The organism is Nocardia canadensis (assembly GCF_032656385.1).
Classification (GTDB): domain Bacteria; phylum Actinomycetota; class Actinomycetes; order Mycobacteriales; family Mycobacteriaceae; genus Nocardia; species Nocardia canadensis.
Window position 1 is genome coordinate 834,430 of the sequence record NZ_JAVCWB010000008.1, and the last position, 21,075, is coordinate 855,504.

23 protein-coding genes are annotated in these 21,075 nt (G+C 69.3%); 11 read left to right on the forward strand and 12 right to left on the reverse strand.

Going from position 1 to position 21,075, the window contains the following annotated elements; genetic code table 11:
* Positions 1-21: 21 nt before the first annotated feature.
* The 3 genes from Q7X29_RS17605 to Q7X29_RS17615 form a co-directional block, all read right to left on the reverse strand.
* Positions 22-564, reverse strand: coding sequence for a hypothetical protein (locus tag Q7X29_RS17605; RefSeq protein WP_316574752.1), 543 nt, complete (start codon positions 562-564; stop codon positions 22-24).
* Complete coding sequence (locus Q7X29_RS17610; protein WP_316574753.1) at positions 554-1,006, reverse strand: MarR family winged helix-turn-helix transcriptional regulator; 453 nt, start codon at positions 1,004-1,006, stop codon at positions 554-556. The genes Q7X29_RS17605 and Q7X29_RS17610 overlap by 11 nt, the downstream gene beginning before the upstream one ends.
* Before the next feature lie 175 nt (positions 1,007-1,181).
* Positions 1,182-2,909, reverse strand: a complete 1,728-nt coding sequence (locus Q7X29_RS17615; protein ID WP_316574754.1) for a GMC family oxidoreductase — start codon at positions 2,907-2,909, stop codon at positions 1,182-1,184.
* 99 nt (positions 2,910-3,008) lie between these two features.
* Here Q7X29_RS17615 and Q7X29_RS17620 point away from each other — a divergent pair, with 99 nt between their 5' ends.
* The 4 genes from Q7X29_RS17620 (at position 3,009) to Q7X29_RS17635 (ending at position 6,328) form a co-directional block, all read left to right on the forward strand.
* Entirely contained in the window at positions 3,009-3,740 is a 732-nt protein-coding gene (locus Q7X29_RS17620; RefSeq protein WP_218720090.1) for a MerR family transcriptional regulator, read from the forward strand.
* 7 nt (positions 3,741-3,747) lie between these two features.
* Positions 3,748-4,467: a TetR/AcrR family transcriptional regulator gene (locus tag Q7X29_RS17625; protein WP_218720091.1), complete on the forward strand. Its 720-nt coding sequence runs from the start codon at positions 3,748-3,750 to the stop codon at positions 4,465-4,467.
* 139 nt (positions 4,468-4,606) lie between these two features.
* Complete coding sequence (locus Q7X29_RS17630; protein WP_316574755.1) at positions 4,607-5,200, forward strand: hypothetical protein; 594 nt, start codon at positions 4,607-4,609, stop codon at positions 5,198-5,200.
* 129 nt (positions 5,201-5,329) lie between these two features.
* Positions 5,330-6,328: an AurF N-oxygenase family protein gene (locus Q7X29_RS17635; protein WP_218720093.1), complete on the forward strand. Its 999-nt coding sequence runs from the start codon at positions 5,330-5,332 to the stop codon at positions 6,326-6,328.
* A gap of 7 nt (positions 6,329-6,335) precedes the next feature.
* Here Q7X29_RS17635 and Q7X29_RS17640 read toward each other — a convergent pair whose 3' ends face one another.
* Both Q7X29_RS17640 and Q7X29_RS17645 read right to left on the reverse strand, forming a co-directional pair.
* Positions 6,336-7,055 (reverse strand): TetR/AcrR family transcriptional regulator, encoded by a 720-nt coding sequence (locus Q7X29_RS17640; RefSeq protein ID WP_316574756.1) that lies wholly within the window; start codon positions 7,053-7,055, stop codon positions 6,336-6,338.
* Between the two features lie 38 nt (positions 7,056-7,093).
* Entirely contained in the window at positions 7,094-8,416 is a 1,323-nt protein-coding gene (locus Q7X29_RS17645) for a family 1 glycosylhydrolase (protein WP_316574757.1), read from the reverse strand.
* Positions 8,417-8,761: 345 nt separating this feature from the next.
* Between Q7X29_RS17645 and Q7X29_RS17650 the strand changes: the two genes are divergently transcribed.
* Positions 8,762-9,247, forward strand: coding sequence for a nitroreductase family deazaflavin-dependent oxidoreductase (locus Q7X29_RS17650; protein WP_218720095.1), 486 nt, complete (start codon positions 8,762-8,764; stop codon positions 9,245-9,247).
* Positions 9,248-9,277: 30 nt separating this feature from the next.
* Here Q7X29_RS17650 and Q7X29_RS17655 read toward each other — a convergent pair whose 3' ends face one another.
* From Q7X29_RS17655 to Q7X29_RS17665, 3 genes are all read right to left on the reverse strand, one after another.
* Positions 9,278-10,486, reverse strand: coding sequence for a site-specific integrase (locus Q7X29_RS17655; protein WP_316574758.1), 1,209 nt, complete (start codon positions 10,484-10,486; stop codon positions 9,278-9,280).
* Between the two features lie 73 nt (positions 10,487-10,559).
* Entirely contained in the window at positions 10,560-10,751 is a 192-nt protein-coding gene (locus tag Q7X29_RS17660; protein WP_218720097.1) for a hypothetical protein, read from the reverse strand.
* A 107-nt stretch (positions 10,752-10,858) separates the two neighbouring features.
* Complete coding sequence (locus tag Q7X29_RS17665) at positions 10,859-11,917, reverse strand: FAD-dependent monooxygenase (RefSeq protein WP_316574759.1); 1,059 nt, start codon at positions 11,915-11,917, stop codon at positions 10,859-10,861.
* Positions 11,918-12,118: 201 nt separating this feature from the next.
* On the opposite strand from Q7X29_RS17665, the gene Q7X29_RS17670 reads away from it, so the two are divergent.
* Positions 12,119-12,757 carry a pyridoxine/pyridoxamine 5'-phosphate oxidase gene (locus Q7X29_RS17670; protein WP_218720099.1) on the forward strand — a complete coding sequence of 213 codons (639 nt, stop codon included), beginning with the start codon at positions 12,119-12,121 and terminating at the stop codon, positions 12,755-12,757.
* 12 nt (positions 12,758-12,769) lie between these two features.
* On the opposite strand, the gene Q7X29_RS17675 is transcribed toward Q7X29_RS17670, so the two are convergent.
* A complete protein-coding gene (locus Q7X29_RS17675; protein ID WP_218720100.1) occupies positions 12,770-13,471 on the reverse strand; it encodes a winged helix-turn-helix transcriptional regulator in 702 nt (233 codons plus the stop codon).
* A gap of 90 nt (positions 13,472-13,561) precedes the next feature.
* Between Q7X29_RS17675 and Q7X29_RS17680 the strand changes: the two genes are divergently transcribed.
* Positions 13,562-14,683 carry an acyl-CoA dehydrogenase family protein gene (locus Q7X29_RS17680; RefSeq protein ID WP_316574760.1) on the forward strand — a complete coding sequence of 374 codons (1,122 nt, stop codon included), beginning with the start codon at positions 13,562-13,564 and terminating at the stop codon, positions 14,681-14,683.
* A 227-nt stretch (positions 14,684-14,910) separates the two neighbouring features.
* Here the strand turns inward: Q7X29_RS17680 and Q7X29_RS17685 are convergent, their stop codons facing one another.
* Positions 14,911-16,038: an acyl-CoA dehydrogenase family protein gene (locus Q7X29_RS17685; protein WP_218720102.1), complete on the reverse strand. Its 1,128-nt coding sequence runs from the start codon at positions 16,036-16,038 to the stop codon at positions 14,911-14,913.
* A 9-nt stretch (positions 16,039-16,047) separates the two neighbouring features.
* A complete protein-coding gene (locus tag Q7X29_RS17690) occupies positions 16,048-17,211 on the reverse strand; it encodes an acyl-CoA dehydrogenase family protein (RefSeq protein ID WP_316574761.1) in 1,164 nt (387 codons plus the stop codon).
* A 71-nt stretch (positions 17,212-17,282) separates the two neighbouring features.
* On the opposite strand from Q7X29_RS17690, the gene Q7X29_RS17695 reads away from it, so the two are divergent.
* The 4 genes from Q7X29_RS17695 to Q7X29_RS17710 all read left to right on the forward strand — a co-directional run bounded on the left by Q7X29_RS17695 (position 17,283) and on the right by Q7X29_RS17710 (position 20,173).
* Positions 17,283-17,867 carry a QsdR family transcriptional regulator gene (locus Q7X29_RS17695; protein WP_316574762.1) on the forward strand — a complete coding sequence of 195 codons (585 nt, stop codon included), beginning with the start codon at positions 17,283-17,285 and terminating at the stop codon, positions 17,865-17,867.
* Positions 17,868-18,009: 142 nt separating this feature from the next.
* A complete protein-coding gene (locus tag Q7X29_RS17700) occupies positions 18,010-18,765 on the forward strand; it encodes a sigma 54 modulation/S30EA ribosomal C-terminal domain-containing protein (protein ID WP_218720105.1) in 756 nt (251 codons plus the stop codon).
* Complete coding sequence (locus tag Q7X29_RS17705; RefSeq protein WP_308248590.1) at positions 18,762-19,217, forward strand: pyridoxamine 5'-phosphate oxidase family protein; 456 nt, start codon at positions 18,762-18,764, stop codon at positions 19,215-19,217. Before Q7X29_RS17700 ends, Q7X29_RS17705 begins: the two co-directional genes overlap by 4 nt.
* Positions 19,214-20,173 (forward strand): acyl-ACP desaturase, encoded by a 960-nt coding sequence (locus tag Q7X29_RS17710; protein WP_218720106.1) that lies wholly within the window; start codon positions 19,214-19,216, stop codon positions 20,171-20,173. Before Q7X29_RS17705 ends, Q7X29_RS17710 begins: the two co-directional genes overlap by 4 nt.
* Before the next feature lie 10 nt (positions 20,174-20,183).
* On the opposite strand, the gene Q7X29_RS17715 is transcribed toward Q7X29_RS17710, so the two are convergent.
* Positions 20,184-21,038 (reverse strand): universal stress protein, encoded by an 855-nt coding sequence (locus Q7X29_RS17715; RefSeq protein ID WP_218720107.1) that lies wholly within the window; start codon positions 21,036-21,038, stop codon positions 20,184-20,186.
* Positions 21,039-21,075: the final 37 nt, after the last annotated feature.

A 21,075-nucleotide genomic window follows, 5' to 3' on the forward strand; every position in this document is an offset into this window, starting at 1 on the left:
GAGGGAAACGAACAGGCCGGCTCAACGGAGACCGACATCGGTGCTGTGGTGATCGGTACCGTGATCGCTGGATTGGGCTTCGAACCATCGGTGCAGTGCGTCGACCAGTGTGGGGTCGGCCGAGGAGTAGTGCAGGGCCGCACCGGCGGTCAGTTCCTCGTAGCGAACGGTGATGCGACCCGCGCCTGCCCGGAGTTCGGCCAGTCCGGGCATCTGGTCGCCGTGAATTCTTGCGGGATCGGTGAAATCGCCCGCGGCGAACTTCGCTGCCTCTGCGGTGAGGTGTTCGCGGATCAGCCGGGTCTGCTCTGTCCCGGCGAGGTCGTTGGCGGTGACGGTTTGCTGTCCGCCGTCGGGGGTGGGCACGAAGGAGTGGGTGGTCTCGGTCAGATCGAACGGCATGACGGCGGCGCCTCGGTCGGCGACCTCGGCCCGCCGTTCCACCAGGCCTGACGGGGAGACTTCCCGTGTCGACGCCCACCACAGTCCGCCGGCGGCGACGATGAGCGCGAGGAAGACCGATACCACGGCACGGGTACGGCCGGACATGTTGTCAATGTTCATCTGCTGCCTCTGTCAGGGTCGAAAGTGCTTGCAGCACAGCGTCTCGCTGCGCTGTCGGGATGCGGCCGAGGAAGGTCTCCATTCGCGTGCGCCGGGCGGCCGAGATGTCCGCGGCCACCCGCTCACCGCTGTCGGTGAGCCGCAGTAGGACCATGCGTCCATCGGCCGCGCCGCCGCGGACTCGCTCGATCCAGCCGCGCCCTTCCATCAGCCCGACCATCCGGCTGACCGTGCTTTTGGTCAGTCGCAGGATCATGCCGAGTTCGGACTGGTTGATCGGTTGCCGTGCGGCGAGTTCGGTCAGTGCATGCGCTTGGGATATCGGGATCGTCTGCCCGCACGGCGTCGTGTCGGGTTGGTGCAACCCGAACGCTCGCACGAAGGCGACAACGCCGCTTTGCAGACGATCGACGTCCGGGTTCGCGGCAGGTTCGTTCGACATAGTTCGACCGTACAACCAATTAGTTCGATCGCACAACTACATGTCGGCAGGAGACTCGTCTGCGCTGGCGTCACCCGCCCGGGTCGCAATCCCGGGCCGAGCTGCCGTGACCAGAAACAAAACAGCCCCGGGCAACGGGTGAACCGTTGTCCGGGGCCGATTTTCGGGACGGGGGTCAGCCCGCGGTCTGCTCCTTGCTGCGGATCTCGATGATCGGCAGGACCAGGGCGGCGGGGGCGCCTGCCGGGACGGCGGGCTGGTGCGGGGCGACCGGGTCGATGCGGGTGTAGCCGGCGCTCTGGTCGGGGCGGGTGTCGACCTCGCCCTTGTTCGGCCAGTAGGCGGCCGCGCGCTCGGCCTGGGCGGTGATGGTCAGCGACGGGTTCACGCCCAGGTTGGCCGAGACGGCGGCGCCGTCGACGACGCTGAGGGTGGGGTAGCCGAAGACGCGGTGGTAGGCGTCGATCACGCCGTGGTCGCGGTCGGCGCCGATCGCGGCACCGCCGAGGAAGTGCGCGGTGAGCGGGACGTTGAAGACCTCACCCCAGGTGCCGCCCGCGACGCCGCCGATCTTCTCCGCGACGCGACGGGTGACATCGTTGCCCGCCGGGATCCAGGTCGGATTCGGTTCGCCGTGGCCCTGCTTGGAGGTCAGCTTGCGTCCACCGAACAGCCCGCGCTTGGTGTAGGTGGTGATCGAGTTGTCCAGGTGCTGCATCACCAGCGAGATGATGGTGCGCTCGCTCCAGTTCTTCACGCTCAGGAAGCGCAGCAGCAGTAACGGATGCAGGAGTGCGACACCGAGGAAGCGCAGCCAGCGCGGGACCTTGCCGCCGCCGTCGACCATCAGGGTCTGCAGCAGGCCCATCGAGTTGGAGCCCTTGCCGTAGCGCACCGGCTCCACGTGGGTGTCGGGCGTCGGGTGGATCGAGGACGTGATCGCGACGCCCTTGGTGAAATCCTGACCGGGCGCGAGCGTCTTGGTCGCCGCGCCGACGATGGACTCGGAGTTGGTGCGGGTCAGCAGGCCGAGCTTGTCCGACAGGTTCGGCAGCACGCCCTGATCGCGCATCGAGTGCAGCAGCTTCTGCGTGCCGAGCGTGCCCGCGGCCAGCACGACGTGCTCGGCGGTGAAGGTCTTGGGGTCCTTGCGGACCCAGGCGCCGGTGCGCTCGGTCGCGACGTCCCAGGTGCCGTCGGGCAGCGGACGCAGGGCAGTCACGGTCGTCATCGGAATGATCTGCGCCCCGGCCTTTTCCGCGAGGTACAGGTAGTTCTTGACGAGGGTGTTCTTGGCCCCGAACTTGCAGCCGACCATGCAGTCGCCGCATTCCACGCACCCGGTGCGCTCGGGGCCCGCGCCACCGAAGTACGGGTCGGCCACGGTCTTGCCCGGCTCACCGAAGAAGACGCCGACGGGGGTCTGCACGAAGGTGTCGCCGACGCCCATGTCCTCGGCGACGGCCTTGAAGATCTCGTCGGCGGGGGTCATGTGCGGGTTGCGCACCACACCGAGCATCTTCTGGGCCCGCTCGTAGTACGGGGTGAGCTCGGCGCGCCAGTCGGTGATGTCGCGCCACTGGGCGTCCTGGAAGAACGGCTCCGGCGGCACGTAGAGGGTGTTGGCGTAGTTCAGCGAACCACCGCCGACTCCGGCGCCACCGAGGATCAGGACGTCGCGCAGGGGGTGGATGCGCTGGATGCCGAAGCAGCCGAGCTTGGGTGCCCACAGGAATTTGCGCAGGTCCCAGCTGGTCTTGGGCAGTTCGTCATCGGCGAACCGGCGACCCGCCTCGAGAATGCCGACCTTGTAGCCCTTCTCGACCAGGCGCAGCGCGGTGACACTGCCACCGAAGCCGGAGCCGACGATCAAGACGTCGAAGTCGGTGGTGCGATCGGACATACGAGGGCTCCTCGATCGGTGTCGACAGTGACCTCGGTAACGCTAACGTCGACAGCCAGAGCTGTCAAAGTCCGGCGCGGGCGGCCCTATGCTGGTCGGGTGCCCCGATATACCCGAGCGGAACTCGCCGACGTCAGCGGCGTCGCGGCGCGCACCATCCGCTACTACCACTCGCTCGGCGTGCTGCCGAAACCCGGCCGCGCGGGCAAGGAGGTCGTCTACTCCGACGCGCACCTGGACCGGTTGCGCGACATCGTCGCGATGCAGGCCCGCGGGCTGCGCCTGGACGCCATCCGCGAGGTGTTCGACGCCGAGCCGTCGCCCGGTGCGGGCGATTGGCGCACGCTGTTCGATCCGCGCGCCGTGCAGGCGGGGGAACGGGCGGTGATCGTCGACGACGCCGAGCTGATCGAGCTGCTCGGTGACCGCGGCACCGACGTCCTCGCCGAGCTCATCGGAGCGGGCTATCTCGAACGTCGCGACGACGCCTGGTTCGTGCCCGACCGTCCGATGCTCAAGGGCGCGCTCGTGCTCTACGACGTCGGCACCGACATCACGCTCAGCGGCGTCCTGCGCACGCTGATCCGGGAGCGGATCGCCGATCTGGCCGACGACGTGGTGCGCACGGTGCGCGCCGCCGCGGGCACCGGCTACGGCGGCGAGGACATCGGTGTCGACCTGAGCCGGTTCCGCGAGCAGTTCCTGGCCATGGCCTGGGAGGTCGGCGGCGCGACCTTCGCCGCGGAGATCGAACGCGCGGCCGGGGTCGTCGAGCCGGCCGACGACACAGCCCAGCGGCGGCGACTGGACCGGGCCGCGGGTGCGCGATGATCGGGGGATGAGTACCGATCGACCGGGGCCGCGGGCACTGGCGCGCGCCCAGACCCTCGCCGACATCAAGCGGATCGGCCGCGAGCACCTGGCGTCGCAGGGTGCGGCCGCGCTGTCGCTGCGCGCCGTCGCCCGTGATCTGGGGGTCGTGTCGTCGGCGGTGTACCGGTACGTGCGCAGCCGCGACGAATTGCTGACGATGCTCGTCGTCGACGGCTACAACGCGCTCGGCGACGCGGTCGACGCGGCACTGGCCGACGCGCCCGACGACCCGGCGACGCGGTTCCGGGTGGTCGCCCGGACGGTGCGGACCTGGGCGCTGGCCGAGCCCGCCTGGTACGGATTGCTGTTCGGCACGCCGGTGCCGGGCTACGCCGCCCCCGCCGAGGACACCGAGACCCCCGGAATCCGGGTGATCGCGACGCTGCTCGGCATCATCGACAGCGCCTTCCGCGCCGGACAGCTCGGCGCTCCCGCCGTCGAGCCGGTCGTGTCGACCGCCACGTCGGCCGACTTCACCGCAATCCGGGAGCAATTCGGCATGACCGCCCCGGACTGGTTGATCGTGGGCGGCCTCACCGCCTGGACGACCCTGTTCGGCGCCGTGAACTTCGATGTCTTCGACATGTACGGCCGCGACACCTTCGCCGATCGGGCCGAGGTGTTCGACCTCCAGATCGACCAGATGCTGCGAATGCTCGGGTTCGGTCGAGTAGCCGTGAACTAGCCATTCGGTCCGGTGTGGCGGACCGCCTACTGTGGACCGGTCGGTACCGTAGCGAACGAGGTGATTCCCACGGTATGTGGAAAGAGAGATGTGTGTACGGCGATGTCCACCGGCGTCGCCAACGAACGGGAGTGCCCGAGTGAATTCTCGCGAGGAGATGTTGCGTCGCGTCCGTGACGGGCTGCTGGACCTACCCGACGACGAGCGCCGAGTCCCTCTGCGCCGGACCTCACGGCACGGCGACGATGTCGATCCCGCCGAGCGTGCCGCGGTCCTGGCCGAGTTCGCCGAACGGTTGCGCGACCACGGCTCGCTCGTTCGTACCGTCGACCTCGCCGGCCTCCCGGCCGCGGTCGCCGACGTCCTGTACGGCATGAGCGTGCGCTCGGTCCAGGCCGCGGTCGAACCGGGCCCGGCCTGGCTCGATCACTGGGCGAGCGCGCCCGGGCACGAGGTCGTGCACCGCGGCTCGGGTGCGGCGGACTCCGGCGACGCCGTCGTCCGCGACGCGGTGGCGGGCGACGCCTCGACCGGCTCTCTCGCTCTCGACGTCGACGGCGGTCCCGACGTCTCCGAAGTGGTTCCTCAGGTCTGTGTCCTGCGCGCCGAGCGTGTCTTCGGCTCCCTGCCCGACGCCCTCGACCGCCTCGACCCCCGCCGCCCCCTGGTCTGGCTGGGCGGTCCCGGCGATGCCGATCTCGCGCGCCGGCTGGTCGTGCTTCTCGTCGAATAGCGGTTCGCGGTCGGCGGTCACAAGTCGGTGTGGCGGGTTGTGTGGGACTGTGGGTCTCAGTTATTCTCGGATCAACCGGTGTGACGACGCTTACAGCGCCGACGCCGGACGCGAACCGAGGAGGCACCGATGACGCTGACCGAATCGAGCCGTGGCGGACTCATCACCGAGGAGTACCGAGATGCGCTGGCGACCCTCTCGCAGGGGTCGGTCGACCGGCATTTCGATCCCTACCTCGATATCGACTGGGATTCGCCGGAGCTCGCCCTTGACCCGGACGACGTGCGCTGGGTTCTCTCGCCCGACGTCGACCCGCTGGGTGCCACGCAGTGGTATCGCGACCAGCCGCTGGATCGGCAGATCGCGATCGGGAAATGGCGAATCGCGAACACGATCAAGGTGGGCGCGGCCTTCGAGAGCATCCTGATCCGCGGAATGATGCAGTACATCATGAAGCTGCCGAACGGCTCGCCCGAGTTCCGGTACTGCTTGCACGAGATGACCGAAGAGTGCAACCACATCCAGATGTTCCAGGAGCTGGTGAATCGCATCGGGGTGGACGTGCCCGGTATGCGCCCGATGTTCAAGGCGCTGTCGCCGCTGATCGGTGTCGCGGGCGGCTACGCCCACACGATCCTGTTCATCGGCATCCTCGGCGGCGAGGAACCGATCGATCACTATCAGAAGGCGGTCATCCGCGAGGGTGCGTCCATGCCGCCGATGGTGTTGCGCACCATGGAGATCCACATCGCGGAGGAAGCGCGGCACATCTCCTTCGCCGGTGAGTTCCTGGCCGCGCACATCAGCCGGATGGGCAAATTCAACCGGGGCGCGTGTTCGGTGGCGTTCCCGATCGCCATGCGCTGGCTGGCCGGAGAGATCATGGCGCCACCGCGGTCGTTCGAGCGCGAATTCGGCATTCCCCACGAGGTGATCGAGCAGGCGTTCTGGAAGTCGGAGCACTCGCGCAAGATCCTGTCGGGCTACTTCGGTGACATGCGCAAGCTCGCCGACGACCTCGGCCTGATGAATCCGATCGCCCGGCGGTTGTGGCGCACGCTCGGTGTCGACGGCCCGGCCTCGCGCTACCGCAGCGAGCCCGAGCGCGGACATCGCCGGGTCGCCTGACGGCGGATCATCTCGTGGCGAGTCGGGTGATGATCTCGACCAGCTGCTGATCGGGATCAAGGGTCAGGCCGTGGCGGCGGGCGACACCGTCGACCACGTGCCAGGCGTAGGAGGCGACCTCCTCGATCAACTGGTCCCTGGTCAGCACCGGCTGCGGGTCGTTGGCCCAGCGGGTGACGGTGGCCTCGGTCATCGACACGATGGCGAAGGTCATCGTGTCGGCCGAGCCGTCGTCGCTCACGCCGACGACACCGGCGAGGCCGGTGACCAGCGCCCGGGTCGACGCCGCGATGGTGCCGATCAGCGCGCTCATCGCGTCGATCTCGGAGTCGTCGTCCGACGGACCCGTCCGCAGGAACTCGTGCAGCCGGGGGTGGTCCTCGATCCAGGTGACCACGGCACCGACCGTGCGCACGAGAATGCTGTTGATGGATCCGTCCGCGATGTCGAGCGCGTCTTCGATGTCGGCGACGAAGCGGTCGGCGATCTCGCTCCTGATCCGCCGGTCGAGTTCGTCGCGGCCCGCGAACTGCCGGTACACCACCGATTTCGCGAGGCCGGCGTGCTCGGCGATCTGGACGATCGGCACCTCGACCCCGGCGGGCGCCTGCTCGAGCAATTCGACCGCCGACAGCACGATCCGCTCCCGGCGGCTGTCGTTGTGCGGTTGCCATCGGGCTTGTCTGCCGCTCACGGCGCTGGAGGGGCGTGACGTTGCGCTCGACACCCGCCCGAGTGTAGAGCACCCGGCACGCGCGGAAACCGCTACCGAGGGACCGACACGGGATCGGTGCAGCTCGTCGCCGCGTCGACCAGCGAGCACGGGACCGGTGCGCGGGTCGGGCGGTAGTCGGCGGGGACGCCGCCGCCCGCGGTGATCGCGCGGTAGGCCGCGACAGCGTCGGTCGGGGTACGGGTCAGCGTCGGGTCGGTCAGCACATCGACCGTGTACAGCCCGAAACGTGGTGTGTAGGAACCCCATTCGTAGTTGTCGGTCAGGCTCCAGTAGTTGTAGCCAATCAGCGGGATCCCGTCGGCGACCGCGCGCTGCAGCCAGTAGACGGTGTCGCGCAGGGAGTCGGCGCGGGTGTAGCCGTCCGCGCGTGGGAGGCCGTTCTCCGTGGGGATGCCGTTCTCGACGATGTAGAGCGGCTTGCCGGGGAATCGGCGGGCGTAGTGGTCGAGGGCGTAGTAGATGCCTTCGGATTGCAGGGGCAGTGTCCAGAGTCGGTCGAAGTCGGGGACGGTGAGCTGGGTGGGGGAGACGCCGTAGTAGTAGTCGATGCCGATGTAGTCGAGACGGGCCGCGATGCGGTCGAGCAGTGGCCCGCTGACCGCGTCGTCGACGCCGGGAATGAAGGCGATATTGCTGGTGACCCGCGCTCCGGGCTGCACGGAGTGGATGTAGTCGTAGATGTTGTTGTGCGCCTGGGCGATTCGGTCGGTCATGGCAGGGGCGTCGGCCACGCCGATCCCGCCCTTGCGCACTTCGTTGACCAGGTAGAACGTCGGCTCGTTGAAGGTCACCCACAGGGGGTCGACGCCGGCGAAACGGTCGACCACCGCCCGCGCGTTGGCGAGCCAGTTCGACACGATCTCGGGATCGCGCCAGCCACCACGGTCGGCGGTCCAACCCGGGTACACCCAGTGGTCGAGGGTGAGCATCGGGCGCATCCCCGCGTCGGTGATCGCGCGCACGACGTCGTCGTAGAAGGCGAGTGCGCTCTCGTCCCAGACGCCGGGTTGTGGTTGCACCCGCGCCCACTCGATGCCGATGCGGTACACGCGCACACCGAGATCCGCGGCGAGGGCGATGTCGGAGCGGTACCGGGTGCGGAAGTCCGCCGAGTTCAGATAGGGGTCCTGGGTGGCGCCCGAGGCCGCGTAACGGCGCCAATTGCTGTCCGGCGCATCGCCTTCGGCCTGGAATCCGGAAGCGGCTACGCCCCAAAGGAATTCGGGGCCGAGTGACGCGAGGTGAGTCGGCGCCGGTGGACGGGCGATGGCAGGGGAGGGGCTGGCTGCCAGGAGTGCCGTGGCGGCCATGGCGACGGCGGCGAGGAATCGGCGACCGCTGGGGGAGGGCATGGCACTCGCTCCTGAGAGGAAAGGTGGGGGAGTGGTCCAGTGTGCGTCATCGGGACCACGGATTCCGGGAATCGCGTCGGTGCGGCGCCCGAAGAGCGGCGAACTCGCTTTTGAGACATGATGTTACGTAGATATGCGCATCTATCTATTAAAGCCCACCTACCCCATTCAACCCACTCACGTTCTCGACATGTCCTCATGCCATCACCGCTCACTCGCATGGACGAGGGAGCGGGCGGCAGCGCTCCGCATGTCGCCCCCGGCACTCCGGGAAGGTGAGTGAGTTGCCTCTCAGCGGCCGGTCCCGAGTCGAGGTATCCGTTCCGCTCGAGACAGGATTCGAGGATGGCGTGGAATCCCTTACCTGCCCTCGCACGTGAATTCGCGGCACAGCCCTGGGTGATGCGCGGCGCGGGCATCGTGCTGCCGACCGAACGACTGCTCCGCAAGCTCAGTGGCGGCCGGTGGGGAGTTCTGGATCTGGCCGGCCTGCCGTCGATCGAGGTCACCGTGGTCGGGCGCAAGTCCGGGCAGCCGCGCACGACCTCGCTACTGTGCGTCCCCGACGGCGACGGCTTCTATCTGGTCGGGTCCAACTGGGGTAAGCCCGAGCACCCGGCGTGGTCGGCGAACCTGCGTGCGGCGCGCACGGCCTCGGTCCGTTACAACAGCAGCTCCGCGTTCCCGGTGACGGTCGCCGAGATCACCGGCGTCGAGCGCAAGCGTGTATGGGACCAGGCCGTCGAGTTCTGGCCCGGCTACGAGATGGAGTTCGAACGCTCCGGTGGTCGCGAGTTCCGCATCTTCCGCCTGGACCGCATCGCTGACTGACACGACGCTACCCACCGTGCCAGCGGGGTGTCAGAGGCCGAGTTTGGTGACGGCGTTGTCCTCGAGGGGGTTCGCGGTGCGGATGTAGCCGTGGACGGTACGGGGGTTGGACCAGCGGCCCTGGCGCATGATCTCGCGGTCACTGGCGCCGCCGAGGGCGGCCTGGGTGGCGAATCCGGCGCGGAGGGAGTGACCGGAGAACAGGTCCGGGTCGAGGCCGGCGCGGGCGGCGTAGCGTTTGACGAGTTCAGCGACGGCTCGGCCGGACAAGGGGGACGCGCCGATGGAGCCGTGGCGGTTGATGGTCGGAAACAGTGGTCGCTCGGTGTCGGTCGCCAGGGGCGTGCCGGTGAAGCCGTGGCAGCGGTGAATCGTGGTATCGGGGACGGGGTGATCGGCGGTCCAGGAACGGGTGCCGAGGTCGCCCGCTGCCGCGTGCACTTCCAGGAGGCGCACCCAGTCGGCGAAGGCGCAGATCGGGCAGGTGCGGGGATGCTTGCCGCGCGGCAGGGCGATGCGCTGTTCGGCGACGCCGGTCGGGTCGGTCTTCGTGGTCGGCAGATGGACGACGAGCAGTGGTTCGCCGGTGGAGTGGTCGGTGCGCACATGGACGTCGCTGACGCGCAGGCCCGCGAGTTCGCTGCGGCGCAGAGCGCCGGCGAAACCGACCAGCAGGGCGAGGGCGTCGCGGCGGCGGGCGGGTTCGGTGGGCCAGCCGGCGTCGGGGAGTTCGGCGAGCAGCTGGTCGAGGGTGTGCAGCAGGACGGGTCGTTTGCGAGTCGGTGGGGTGCGGCGGGTGCGCCGGATGCCGCGCAGGGTCAGCCGGACGACGTCGGAGCGGGTCGGCGAGGGTAATCCGTTGGCGGCGTGCACGGCGGCGATGGCGGCCGACTTGCGGTCCAGCGTCGCGGGGCTGAAGGCCCAGGAGCCGTTGTCGCGCCGGGCGTCGGCGGCCGCGGCCAGGTATACCGCGACGTCGAGGGGGTCGGCGGGCAGCGCCTGCCGGTGCTCGGCCGCGCACCAGCCCGCCCAGGCGATCCAGTCGGTACGGTAGGCGCGCAGGGTGTTCGCGGACTGGGAGGCTTCGAGGTAGCGGCGCAGGGCGGCGGCTTGGCCGTCGTCGAATCGTTCGCGGACCAGGCGCAGCGCGGCCGTGTCGACCAGGACGCTGCGCACGCCGCGCCGCAGTTCGGTCCGGACCTGTTCGGGAAGGACGACCGCTGCGTCGCTGCCGCTCACCTCGCCACTCCTCGCGTGAATCAGTCCGCCGCCGATGACTCCTGGCGTTCGAGCCTAGGTCATCGGCGGGCGTTCACGGCATTTCGGCGAGCTCGGCGAGCTTGGTGTGGATGAAGGCGGCGAGGCGGTGCCGGGCCGCGGTGGTGAGGAAACTGGTGTCGCCGAGTCGTGGGAAATGGTCGTCAGCGGGGTCCGACGGGGTTTCGGGGGTGTCGACGAGTTCGAGGCGTGCCGGATGTTGCTGGGGGAGAGGAACATTCGGCACGTCCGAGTCGGTGTGTGCTGCTCCGTGACGTACCATGCCTGAACCCTAACGTTTTGATTACGACCGTTGCCAACACGGTGGGGCCGGTAGTGATAACCGCCACGTTTTCAGAGTACGTGGATGATCGGCGCCCGCCAGCGGAACAGCCGCGACGTCGCGGAGAGGGCCACGACATCGGGCACGACCCGGGCGGTGGCGTCGCGGATGGCCGCGCTTCGCGGGGAATCGGGCATGTTGTTGCCGGTGGCCTGGCGCGACAGCCACGACACCGTCCGTACCCGCCGCCGTCGCGCCTTCGAATACGCGCGCAGGTCGGGTGCGTGGGCGGCGAGGGTCACCGCGTCTTCGAGTGCCATGGCCGCGCCCTGCCCGAGTTCCGGGCGCATCGCGTGCGCCGAGTCGCCCACCAACGCGACCTTGCCGAGGGTGAGGGTGCGCGGCACCGGCACCTCCAGGAACTCGTCGCGCAGGATGCGCGCCGGGTCGGCCGCGGCGAGGATGTCGGGCACAGGCGCGGCCCAGTCGGCGAAGTGGTCGAGGCTGTCGATGCCGGGCTGGGCGGCGGCGAAGAAGTAGGTGCGGGCTCCCGGCATCGGCAGTACGCCGAACTCCGCGCGCACGCCGACCATGCCGCCGACGAAGTCGGGAGCGGGAGTGTCGAGGACTCCTCGCCACGCGGTGATTCCGGTGTGCCGGACGGCGGTGTCGCCGGGCCACAGGCGCTGCCGGATCGCGCTGTGCACTCCGTCGGCCGCCACGATCAGGTCGTGGCGCACGGTCTCTCCGTCGACGCGCAGTGTTCCGTCCGGGTCGACGTCGTCGATCGTGCTCCCCGGCCGCAGGCTTTCGTCCGGCAGTGCGCGCAGGAGCAGTGCGATGAGTTCCGCGCGGTGCGGCACGGCGAAACCGCCCGGCAGTGGTTTCGCCCAGCGGGTGAACAGGGCGCGGCCTGCGGAATTGCGGATCGCGCCGGGAACGGCACCGACTCCTGCGGCGCGGATCTCGGCGCCGATGCCGAGTGCGTCGAGTGCGGTGAGCGCGTTGGGGAACAGTGAGATTCCCGCGCCCGCTTCGGTGAACCCGGGCGACCGCTCGTAGACGGTCACCTGCCAGCCCGCCTTGCGCAGTGCGATCGCGGCGGCGAGGCCGCCGATGCCACCTCCCACGATTCCGGCACTGCGTCCCTGTGCTGTGGAATTCGGCATGCTCAACCCCCGTCGGCGTTTCGGTGCGACCACCCCGCACCCAAGTTACTCGAAAGTAACAACGGGTCGATTGTGTTGTCCAGAGCTGAAATCGGAGCTCGTCCACGCGAATCCCCGCGGTGGCGGTATCGGTCGAACGGTCGATGGCCGTACGGTCGGGGCATGGTTTCCTTGCGTGGCTGGGCGTCCTTTCCCGACGACCTGCCGGACTTCGACCCGGACTCGGCACCGTCGACACCGCAGGAGCTGTTCCTCGACTGGCTGCACGAGGCCGGCGAACACGTGCTGGCCCCACACGCGGTGACGCTGTCGACCGTGGACGCCGAGGGCGCTCCGGACGCGCGCGTGGTGATCCTGAAGGACGTCGGCCGCGCGGGATGGGCGATCGCTACCAGCTCGGAAAGCCCGAAGGGCCTGCAGCTGAGCAAGACTCCGCAGGCGGCGCTGACGTTCTTCTGGCCCGGTCGCGGCCGTCAGGTCCGGCTGCGCGGCCCGGTCACACCCGCGGCGCCGGACGTCTCCGCCGAGGACTTCCTCGCCCGACCGCCGGCCTCGCGGGTCGAGGCGTTCATCGGACGACAGTCGCAGGTGCTCGACGATCCGGCGCAGCTGTCGCGGGCCGCCCGCGACGCCGAGCGCTGGGTCGCCGAGAATCCCGACGTGGCGCCGGAGACCTGGACGCGGTACCTGGTCGCGCCGGTCGAGGTCGAGTTCTGGCAGGCGAGTCACGACCGTCGACACCTGCGCTTGCGCTACCGCGACACAGGCGAGGCCTGGGTGCGGGAACGTCTGTGGCCGTGAGGTCGGCCGAGCTCAGGACGCGCGGGCGGTGGCGTTCTCGGTGAGGGTCGCTTCGCTGACATAGCCCGCGACCGGGCTCAGCTGGAGCACGGTGGGCATGCGGCGGGTCAGAGCGGCGGGACCGGCGAAACTGACGCGGCCGGTGCGCTGGGCGTGGGTCAACGGCATCCGGCCGAGCCAGACCTCGTAGAGGGCGGCCACATCGGCGATGATGGCGACGTCGACGGGGTAGCCGGGGTCGGTCTCGCAGACCGAGGGCGTGGAACCCTCGACGACGATCCAGAATCGGCGGACGTCGTCGGTGAACCGGACCTGCAGGACATGGCGTCTGCCCGGGAATCCGGACGTGTCGACGCGGGTGTGCATCCACCACACCAACAGTGCGGCGTCGAGTTCCTCGTGCTGGGGGGCACCGAAGGTCCATCGGGCGCCCCATTCGCCCAGGCCGAACAGGATCGGTTCGAGCTGGGTGCCCGCTTCGGTGAGCAGGTGGTCGGCGCCGATCTTGTCGAGCAGCCCGGCGCGTTCGAACTGGCGCAGCCGTTTGGCGAGCAGGCTGCGCGACAGTCCGGGCAGGCCGCGGGCCAGGTCGTTGAAGCGGGTCGTGCCCAGGTAGAGGTCGCGCAGGATGAGCAGCGACCAGCGCTCGCCGAGCACGTCGAGCGCACGGGAGATCGGGCAGTACTGGCCGTAGCCTGCGGTCGTATCAGTCATGGTCACCTCGCCGACGGGGTCCAGTTTCTGGACCGGGGGAGTCCACTTTCTGGACTATCCGGTTATCGCGGTGGTTCCTACCTTCGAAACATGACTTCCACATTTCCCGACACCACGTCCCGCACCGACCGCGTCGCTCTGGCTCGCCTGCTCGGTGAATCCCTGCGTTCGGAGGTCCCCGAGCGGGACCGCACCGGCGAGATCTCCGTCGCCGCCTTCGACCGGCTCCGTGCCGACGGCCTCTCGGCCGCGCTCGTTCCCGTCGAGTTCGGCGGTGGCGGTGCCACCCATCAGGAGATGGGGGAGGTCCTGCGTGAACTCGGTCGCCATGATCCGTCGACCGCGGTCGCGTTCGCCATGCATTCGCATCTGGTGGCCGCGCAGGTGTGGCGGCACAAGCACGGTGTCGACGCCTCCGCGGTCTTCGCGAAGGTCGCGGCGGGCGCGATCCTGGTCAGCACGGGGGCGTCGGACTGGGTCGACTCCAACGGCACGGCCGTGCGCGTCGAGGGCGGCTATCTGGTCAGTGCCAGGAAGGCGCCCGCGAGTGGGTGCGAGGTCGGGGACGTGCTGGTGACCAGCGTCCGTTTCGAGGATCAGGTCGTGCACTGCGCGGTGCCGATGACCGCGCCCGGCGTGAGCATCGACAAGACCTGGGACGCGTTCGGGCTGCGCGCCAGTGGATCGCACACGGTCGTTCTCGACGAGGTGTTCGTGCCCGACGCCGCGGTCTCGCTGATCCGTCCGGCCGGTGCCTGGCCGCCGGTGCTGAATGTGGTGATCGGCGCGGCGCTGCCATTGGTGTTGGCGGCCTACCTCGGTGTCGCCGATACCGCCGTCGAGCTGACCGCCCGTATGCTCGAGGGCCGCACCGAGTTCCACACGGTGCAGTCGGCGGGGGAGATGCTCAACGCCTACACGACCGCGGCGGATCTGATCACCGCCATGTTCGCCGACTCCGAGGACCTGACCTTCGCCAACACCGACGCCTACGCGGCCCGCGCCCTGAGCCGTAAGACCGTCGCCGCCGACGCGCTCATCACCACGGTCCGCCTGGCCATCGAAACCACCGGCGGCGCGGGCTATTCCCGCGCCTGCGACCTCGAACGCCTCTACCGCGACATCCACGGCTGCCAGTTCCATCCCCTGCCCCGCGCCAAGCAGACCCGCTTCAGTGGCCGGGTCCTGTTGGGCCACAGCCCGATCGACTGACCGCCGCCGTTCTCGCATGGCCCGCTCAGATGGTCGCGCGACAGCTCGAGCGGTGCCGGACGTTGTAGTCGGCGCCGCGGCATTCGGTCCCGACCGCTGCGGCGTGGTGGCGTCACGGTCTGCGTGGTGACAGTTGTCGGCGAGGTAGGTCACGCGGGGTCGTCGGTCACCGGTCGTTGCTCGACATCGCCGCACGTGTTGACCTGCGGCGATGTCGAGCAGGGTGTTCAGATTTCGGCGAGTTGGTGGTCGGCGACGTGACCGGCCAGGTAGCGCAGGTGGTCGCCGGAGTCACCGAGGGTGTGCTCGATGGCGGTCAGGCGCGCGGTGTAGTGGCCGACCGGGTATTCGGCGGTCATCCCGATGCCGCCGTGCATCTGGATCGCTTCCTGTCCGATGTGCCTGCCGGAGCGTCCGATGCGCAGTTTGGCGCGGGCCGCGACGACGGGGTCGGCGACGCCGTCGGCCAGTGACATCGACGCGTACAGGCTCATGCTCCGGGCCAGTTCCAGTGATACGTACATGTCGGCGGCGCGCTGGGTGAGCGTCTGGAAGCTGCGCAGCGGGACACCGAATTGCTTGCGGGTCGAGAGGTATTCGGTGGTGAGTCGCAACGCTTGCGACATCGCGCCGATCGCCTCGGCGCCGAGCGCGGCCTGGGCGGTGACGATGATGTCGGCGATGGCGTCGCCGGCGTCGACCGCGGCGCCGAGGGGAACCGCGGTGGCGCGGTCGAAGGTGAGGTCGGCGCCGCGTCTGCCGTCGTGGGTGCGGTAGCCGGCGACGGTCACCCCGGAATCGGTGGGCTCGATCAGGAACAGTCCGGTGCCGCCGTCGGGCAGCGCCGCGCTGACGATGAGCTGGTCGGCGCAATCACCCCAGGCCACGGGATGTTTGCGTCCGCTGACCTGCCAGCCGTCGCCCACCAGCGTCGCCTGGGTCGTGACCTGGGCCGTCACCGGGCGCAGACCGGGCTCACCGTGCGCGAACACGATGCGGCGTTCGCCCGAGGCGACCTCGGGCAGGATCTGCTTGCGCTGGAGCTGTGACCCGGCCCTGGAGATGAGCGCGCCCGGCAGCAGCGCGCAATCCAGCACCGGTTCGGGTGCCAGGACGCGGCCGAGTTCCTCGAGCACGAGCATCGTTTCGATGGGGCCGGCGCCCATCCCGCCGTCCTCGGCGGAGATGGTGAGCCCGAGCAAGCCGATCTCGGCGAAGGTCGACCAGACCTGCGGGTCCCAGCCCGGATCGGTGCCGATGACCTGGGCGCGATGTTCGTGGGTGTAGTGGCGGGCCAGCACGCTGCGCACGGTGTCACGCAGCATGGTCTGTTCGGTGGTGAGTTCGAAATCCATGACGGTGTCTCACAATCCGAGGATCGTCGAAGCGATGATGCTGCGCTGCACCTCGTTGGATCCTCCGTAGATCGATGTCTTGCGGTAGTTGAGGTAGGTGGCGGTGCTGCGGCGAGCCCAGTCGCCGGTATCGCCTTCGCGGGCCAGGGAGTCGGGTCCGGCGATGTCGACGAGCAGTTCGGTGACCGCCTGCTGGAGTTCGGTACCGCGCAGCTTGAGAATCGACGACACCGGGTTCGGGGCGCCGTCGGCCGAGCCGGCCACGACCCGCATCTGTACGAGTTCCAGTGCGAGCAGCTCGTTTTCGAGCTCGGCGATGCGGGCGGCGAAGACCGGGTCGTCGAGCAGGGTGCCGGTGTCGAGTGGGGTCTGCTTGGCGTATTCCTTGGCGAGCCACAGCCGCACCTTGGTCTGGCCGACGGCGGCGATGCCGGTGCGTTCGTTGCCGAGCAGGAACTTCGCGTAGGTCCAGCCGTGGTTCTCCGTGCCGACGAGCTGGTCGGCGGGGACGCGCACGTTCTCCAGGAATACCTCGTTGACCTCGAATCCGCCGTCGATGAGCTCGATCGGGCGGACCGTCACGCCAGGGGTGTCGAGGGGGAACAGCAGCATCGAGATGCCTGCCTGCTTCTTGGGCGCGTCCGGGTCGGTGCGGGCCAGGCAGAACATCCAGTCCGCGCTCTGGGCGGCGGTGGTCCAGGTCTTCTGGCCGTTGATCACGTAGTGGTCGCTGTCGCGGACGGCCACGGTGCGCAGCGAGGCCAGGTCCGAACCGGCATCGGGTTCGGAGAAGCCCTGGCACCACCAGATGTCGAGGTTGGCGGTGGCGGGCAGGAAGCGCTGCTTCATCTCCGGTGACCCGAAGTGGGCGATCACCGGACCGATCATGTTGGTGTTGAAGGTCAGTGGCTCGGGCACCGAGGCGAGCTGCATCTCGTCGTGCCAGAGATGGCGCTGGATGGGGGTCCAGTCGCGCCCGCCCCACTCGACCGGCCAGTGCGGCACCGCGAGTCCGTGCGCGTGCAGGATGCGCTGGGTCGTGACGATGTCGTCCTTGCTCAGTTCGGCCATGTGCCTGGCCCGATTGCGGATGTCGGCGGGGATTTCGCGCCGGAAGAAGGCCCGGAGCTCGTCGCGGAAGGCGAGCTCGTCCTCGGTCAGTGCCAATTGCATGGTCGAGTATGTTACACAGCATGTCGTATGTTTCAAATGGTGGTCACGGGGGAGCCCTTATGCTGTGCGATGTGACGCGAGCCGACGGGACACGAGCACCGGGACGCCCCGCCGCGGCCAGCCGTGAGGACGTGCTGCGCACTGCGATCGAGGTGTTCCTGTCCGGCAACCGCATCGACGTCAACGCCATCGCCGCCCACCTCGGCCTCGGCCGGACCAGCATCTACCGCTGGTTCGGCTCCCGCGACGGCCTGCTCGGCGCCGCCATCGCCGGCCAGCTCGAGCGGATGGTCGCCTACGCCGACCGCACCAGCGAGGCGACCGGCGCCGAACGCCTCAACGAGATCCTCGATCGCTGCATCCACTGGCTGGTCCAGGACGATTCGCTGCGCACCTACTTCGACAACGAGTCCACCGCCGCCCTGCGCCTGATCACGCGCAGCGACGGGCCCGTCCACCAGGCCGCGGTCGCCGTCGTCGAAGGACTCATCGCCCGCGCCGAAGACGAGGGCTACCGCCCCCCGATCGAGCGCGCCACCCTGGCCTACGCGCTGGTGCGGCTCTGGGAAGCCTTCCTCTACAACGACGCCGTCGCCGGTTTCCGCGGCGACGTCGAGCGTCTGCGCCAAGTCCAGGCCGCCCTCCTGCGCGCCTGATCCGAACGGGTCACTCGCCTTTCGGGCCGATGGTCACCCGGCGGCGGGACCTTGGCCCCTAAACGCCGGACCGCGCGGGTGGTGCTATTGCCCGGAGCCTCTTGCGGGACGGGATCAAGCAGCGGAAAGCAGGTCGGATTACGTGAGTTCTCCCCGACTACGGTGGACCGGTTCAGAGATCGCGGTGGTGACCGCCGGTGCGGTCGACGCGGTCGATGTCGCGCGAACGGCGCGTGCGGTCGAGGCGGTGCTGCGCAGCCGCCGGGTCGACGGACCGGTCCGGATCCGGTTGTCCGCCGTGCCTGCTGGATCGGTGCTGGCGCAGGTGAACGCGGGGCAGGGGCCCGCCATGCTGCGGGTGCAGGTAGCGGGTCCCGCCGGATTCGTCGCGCGGATCGTCTCCGAGCGGCTCGACCGGGAGATCTCGCGGTCGGCACCGGCGGGGCCGCCGAGAATCTGGCCCGACCCGGCGCGGCCGCCGCTGGCTTCGGTGAGCGAGGTCCGGCCGATCGTGCGCCGTAAGCGTTGCGCGCTGCTGCGCACCGACCCGGCTTCGGCCACCCGGGTGATGGACGGGCTGGACTACGACGCGCACCTGTTCATCGACGGCGAGACCGGTGAGGACGCGCTCGTCTACTGGGCGGGACCGCTGGGCGCGCGACTGGCACGACAACACCACACCCGCCCGCCCGGCGTCGGGACAACGATGGCGCTGACAGTGAACCCGCATCCGGCGCCACAGCTCACCGAGTCCGAAGCCGCGAGCCGGCTGTGCCGATTCGGGCTGCCGCACGTGTTCTTCACCGATCCGGGCAGTGGACGTGGCCGACTCGTGTACCGCCGCTACGACGGCGACTTGGCGCTGGTGTGTGCGGCGGACCACGAGGCGCGGTCGTGATCGAACTGGCCGGTGACGGCCGGGAACCGTGCGATGTCGTCGAACTCGAACGGGCCGAGGCGATGCGGCTGGTGGCAGCGGCGCCGTTCGGCCGGGTGCTGTTCACCCGCGACGCGCTGCCGGCGATCCGCCCGGTCAACCACCTCGTCGACGAGGACGACGTGATCGTCGTCCGCACCCGGCTCACCTCGCGGTTGACCGGTGCGGTGCAAGCCAACGCGCCCGTGGTGGTGGCCTACCAGGTCGACGACATCGACGCGGTGCGGCGCACCGGGTGGTCGGTCATGGTCACCGGATTGGCGCGCACCGTCACCGATCCGGCGCGGGTGGCGCGTTACGAACAGCTGTTGCGGCCGTGGGTCGGCCGGGTGATGGACACCGTCGTGGCCATCGAACCCGAGATCGTCACCGGCATCCGACTCCTCGAACAGAAGGGCAGGCACCCCCGTTGACCCGCGATCTGACACAGCGCGAGATTCTCACCGAACTCGAGCCGACGGCCGAGGACTGCGTGCACCGCCACCTGGCGCTGGCCAAGGACTGGCATCCGCACGACTACGTCCCGTGGGACGAAGGGCGAAACTTCGCGGCGTTGGGTGGAACCGACTGGGAGAGTGATCAATCCAAGCTCGGCGAGGTCGCCAGGGCGGCGATGATCACCAACCTGCTCACCGAGGACAACCTGCCCTCCTATCACCGTGAGATCGCCGAGAACTTCTCCCGCGACGGTGCGTGGGGCACGTGGGTGGGCCGATGGACCGCGGAGGAGATGCGGCACAGCATCGTGCTGCGCGACTATCTGGTGGTGACCCGCGGGGTCGATCCGGTGGCGCTCGAGAACGCCAGGATGGTCCACATGACCAATGGCTTCGCCTCCGGGGCCACGGCAGCCGACATCGACAGTGGCTCGGCGTTCCTGCACTCGGTGGCCTATGTCAGCTTTCAGGAACTGGCGACCCGCGTCACCCACCGCAACACCGGGCGGGTGTGTGACGACGAGATCGCCGACCGGATGCTGCAACGCATCGCCGCCGACGAGAACCTGCACATGATCTTCTATCGCACCGTGTGCGCGGCGGCGCTGGATCTGGTGCCGGATCAGGCGATCGAGGCGATCGCCGACATCGTGGAGAACTTCCGCATGCCCGGCGCGGGAATGCCGAACTTCCGTCGTCACGGCGTGCTGATGGCCAAGCACGGTGTCTACGACCTGCGACAGCACCTCGAGGAGGTCCTGCAGCCGGTGCTGCGGCAGTGGAACATCTTCGGCCGCAACGATTTCGGTGCGCGCGGCGAGCAGGTGCGCGAGCGGCTGGCCGGATTCCTCGACGACCTGGCCCAGGTGCGGATTCCGCGTTTCGAAGAACAACGCGACCGCGCCCTGGCCAGGGAACGCGCCAGGGCGTAGGGCGCCGGTGTCAACGGTGCCCGGCCAGCACGAGCGGGATCTCGGTGGCGTACGCGACGGTTCGGCTCACCGACCCGAAACCGTCGTGGGCGCCGCGCCGATGACTGCCGAGCACGAGCAGTTGGGCACCGGCCGACTCGCGCAGCAATCGGCGCGCCGGATCGTCGTCGGTGACGATCCGGGTGATCGGCACATCGGGATACTTCTCGCCGTAGCCGACCAGGCTGTCGGCCAGCAGGCGATGGGTGTGCTCGGTCATCCGGGAGTCGTGTACGCCGGGGGCCGGTGTCGTCCACGCGCGCAGCGCGACGAGGCCGACACCGCGCAGCGACGCCTCCTCGATCGCGAAGTCGAGGGCGCGGTCGCTGCCCGGGGAACCGTCGAGACCGACCAGTACGGGTCGACGGTCGGGCGCGGGATCGAACGAGGCGGGGACGATCGCGAGCGGACACACGGGGCGGCGCGCCAGCGCGCTGCTGACGGAACCGAGCAGTGCCCGTTCGAAGGCACCGAGGCCGCGGGTGCCGACCGCGAGGAGCTGGGCATGGCGGGCGCTACGGCGCAGCGCCGACACCGGGGCCGGGCTCACCACCGATGTTCGCATCTCGAGGTGATCGGGTGCGGTCTCGGCCAGGGCGACCGTGGTCGCGCTCGCCAGCGCGGCCCGGCCGTCGTCGTGGAAGTGCTGATTGTGTATCGACACCGTGCCGACGCGGCCCAGATCCCAGCCCGAGCTCATCGCGTGCACCGCGTGCAGCGATGTGTCGCGCAGGACCGCGGCCCTGGCGGCCCAGCGAACGGCGGTGAGGGCGGAATCGGAGCCGTCGACGCCGACGACGACGGGGCGGGTGGTCGGTGTTGACATCGGTACTGCCTCACTGCTCGGACAGGGAACGTGCGCA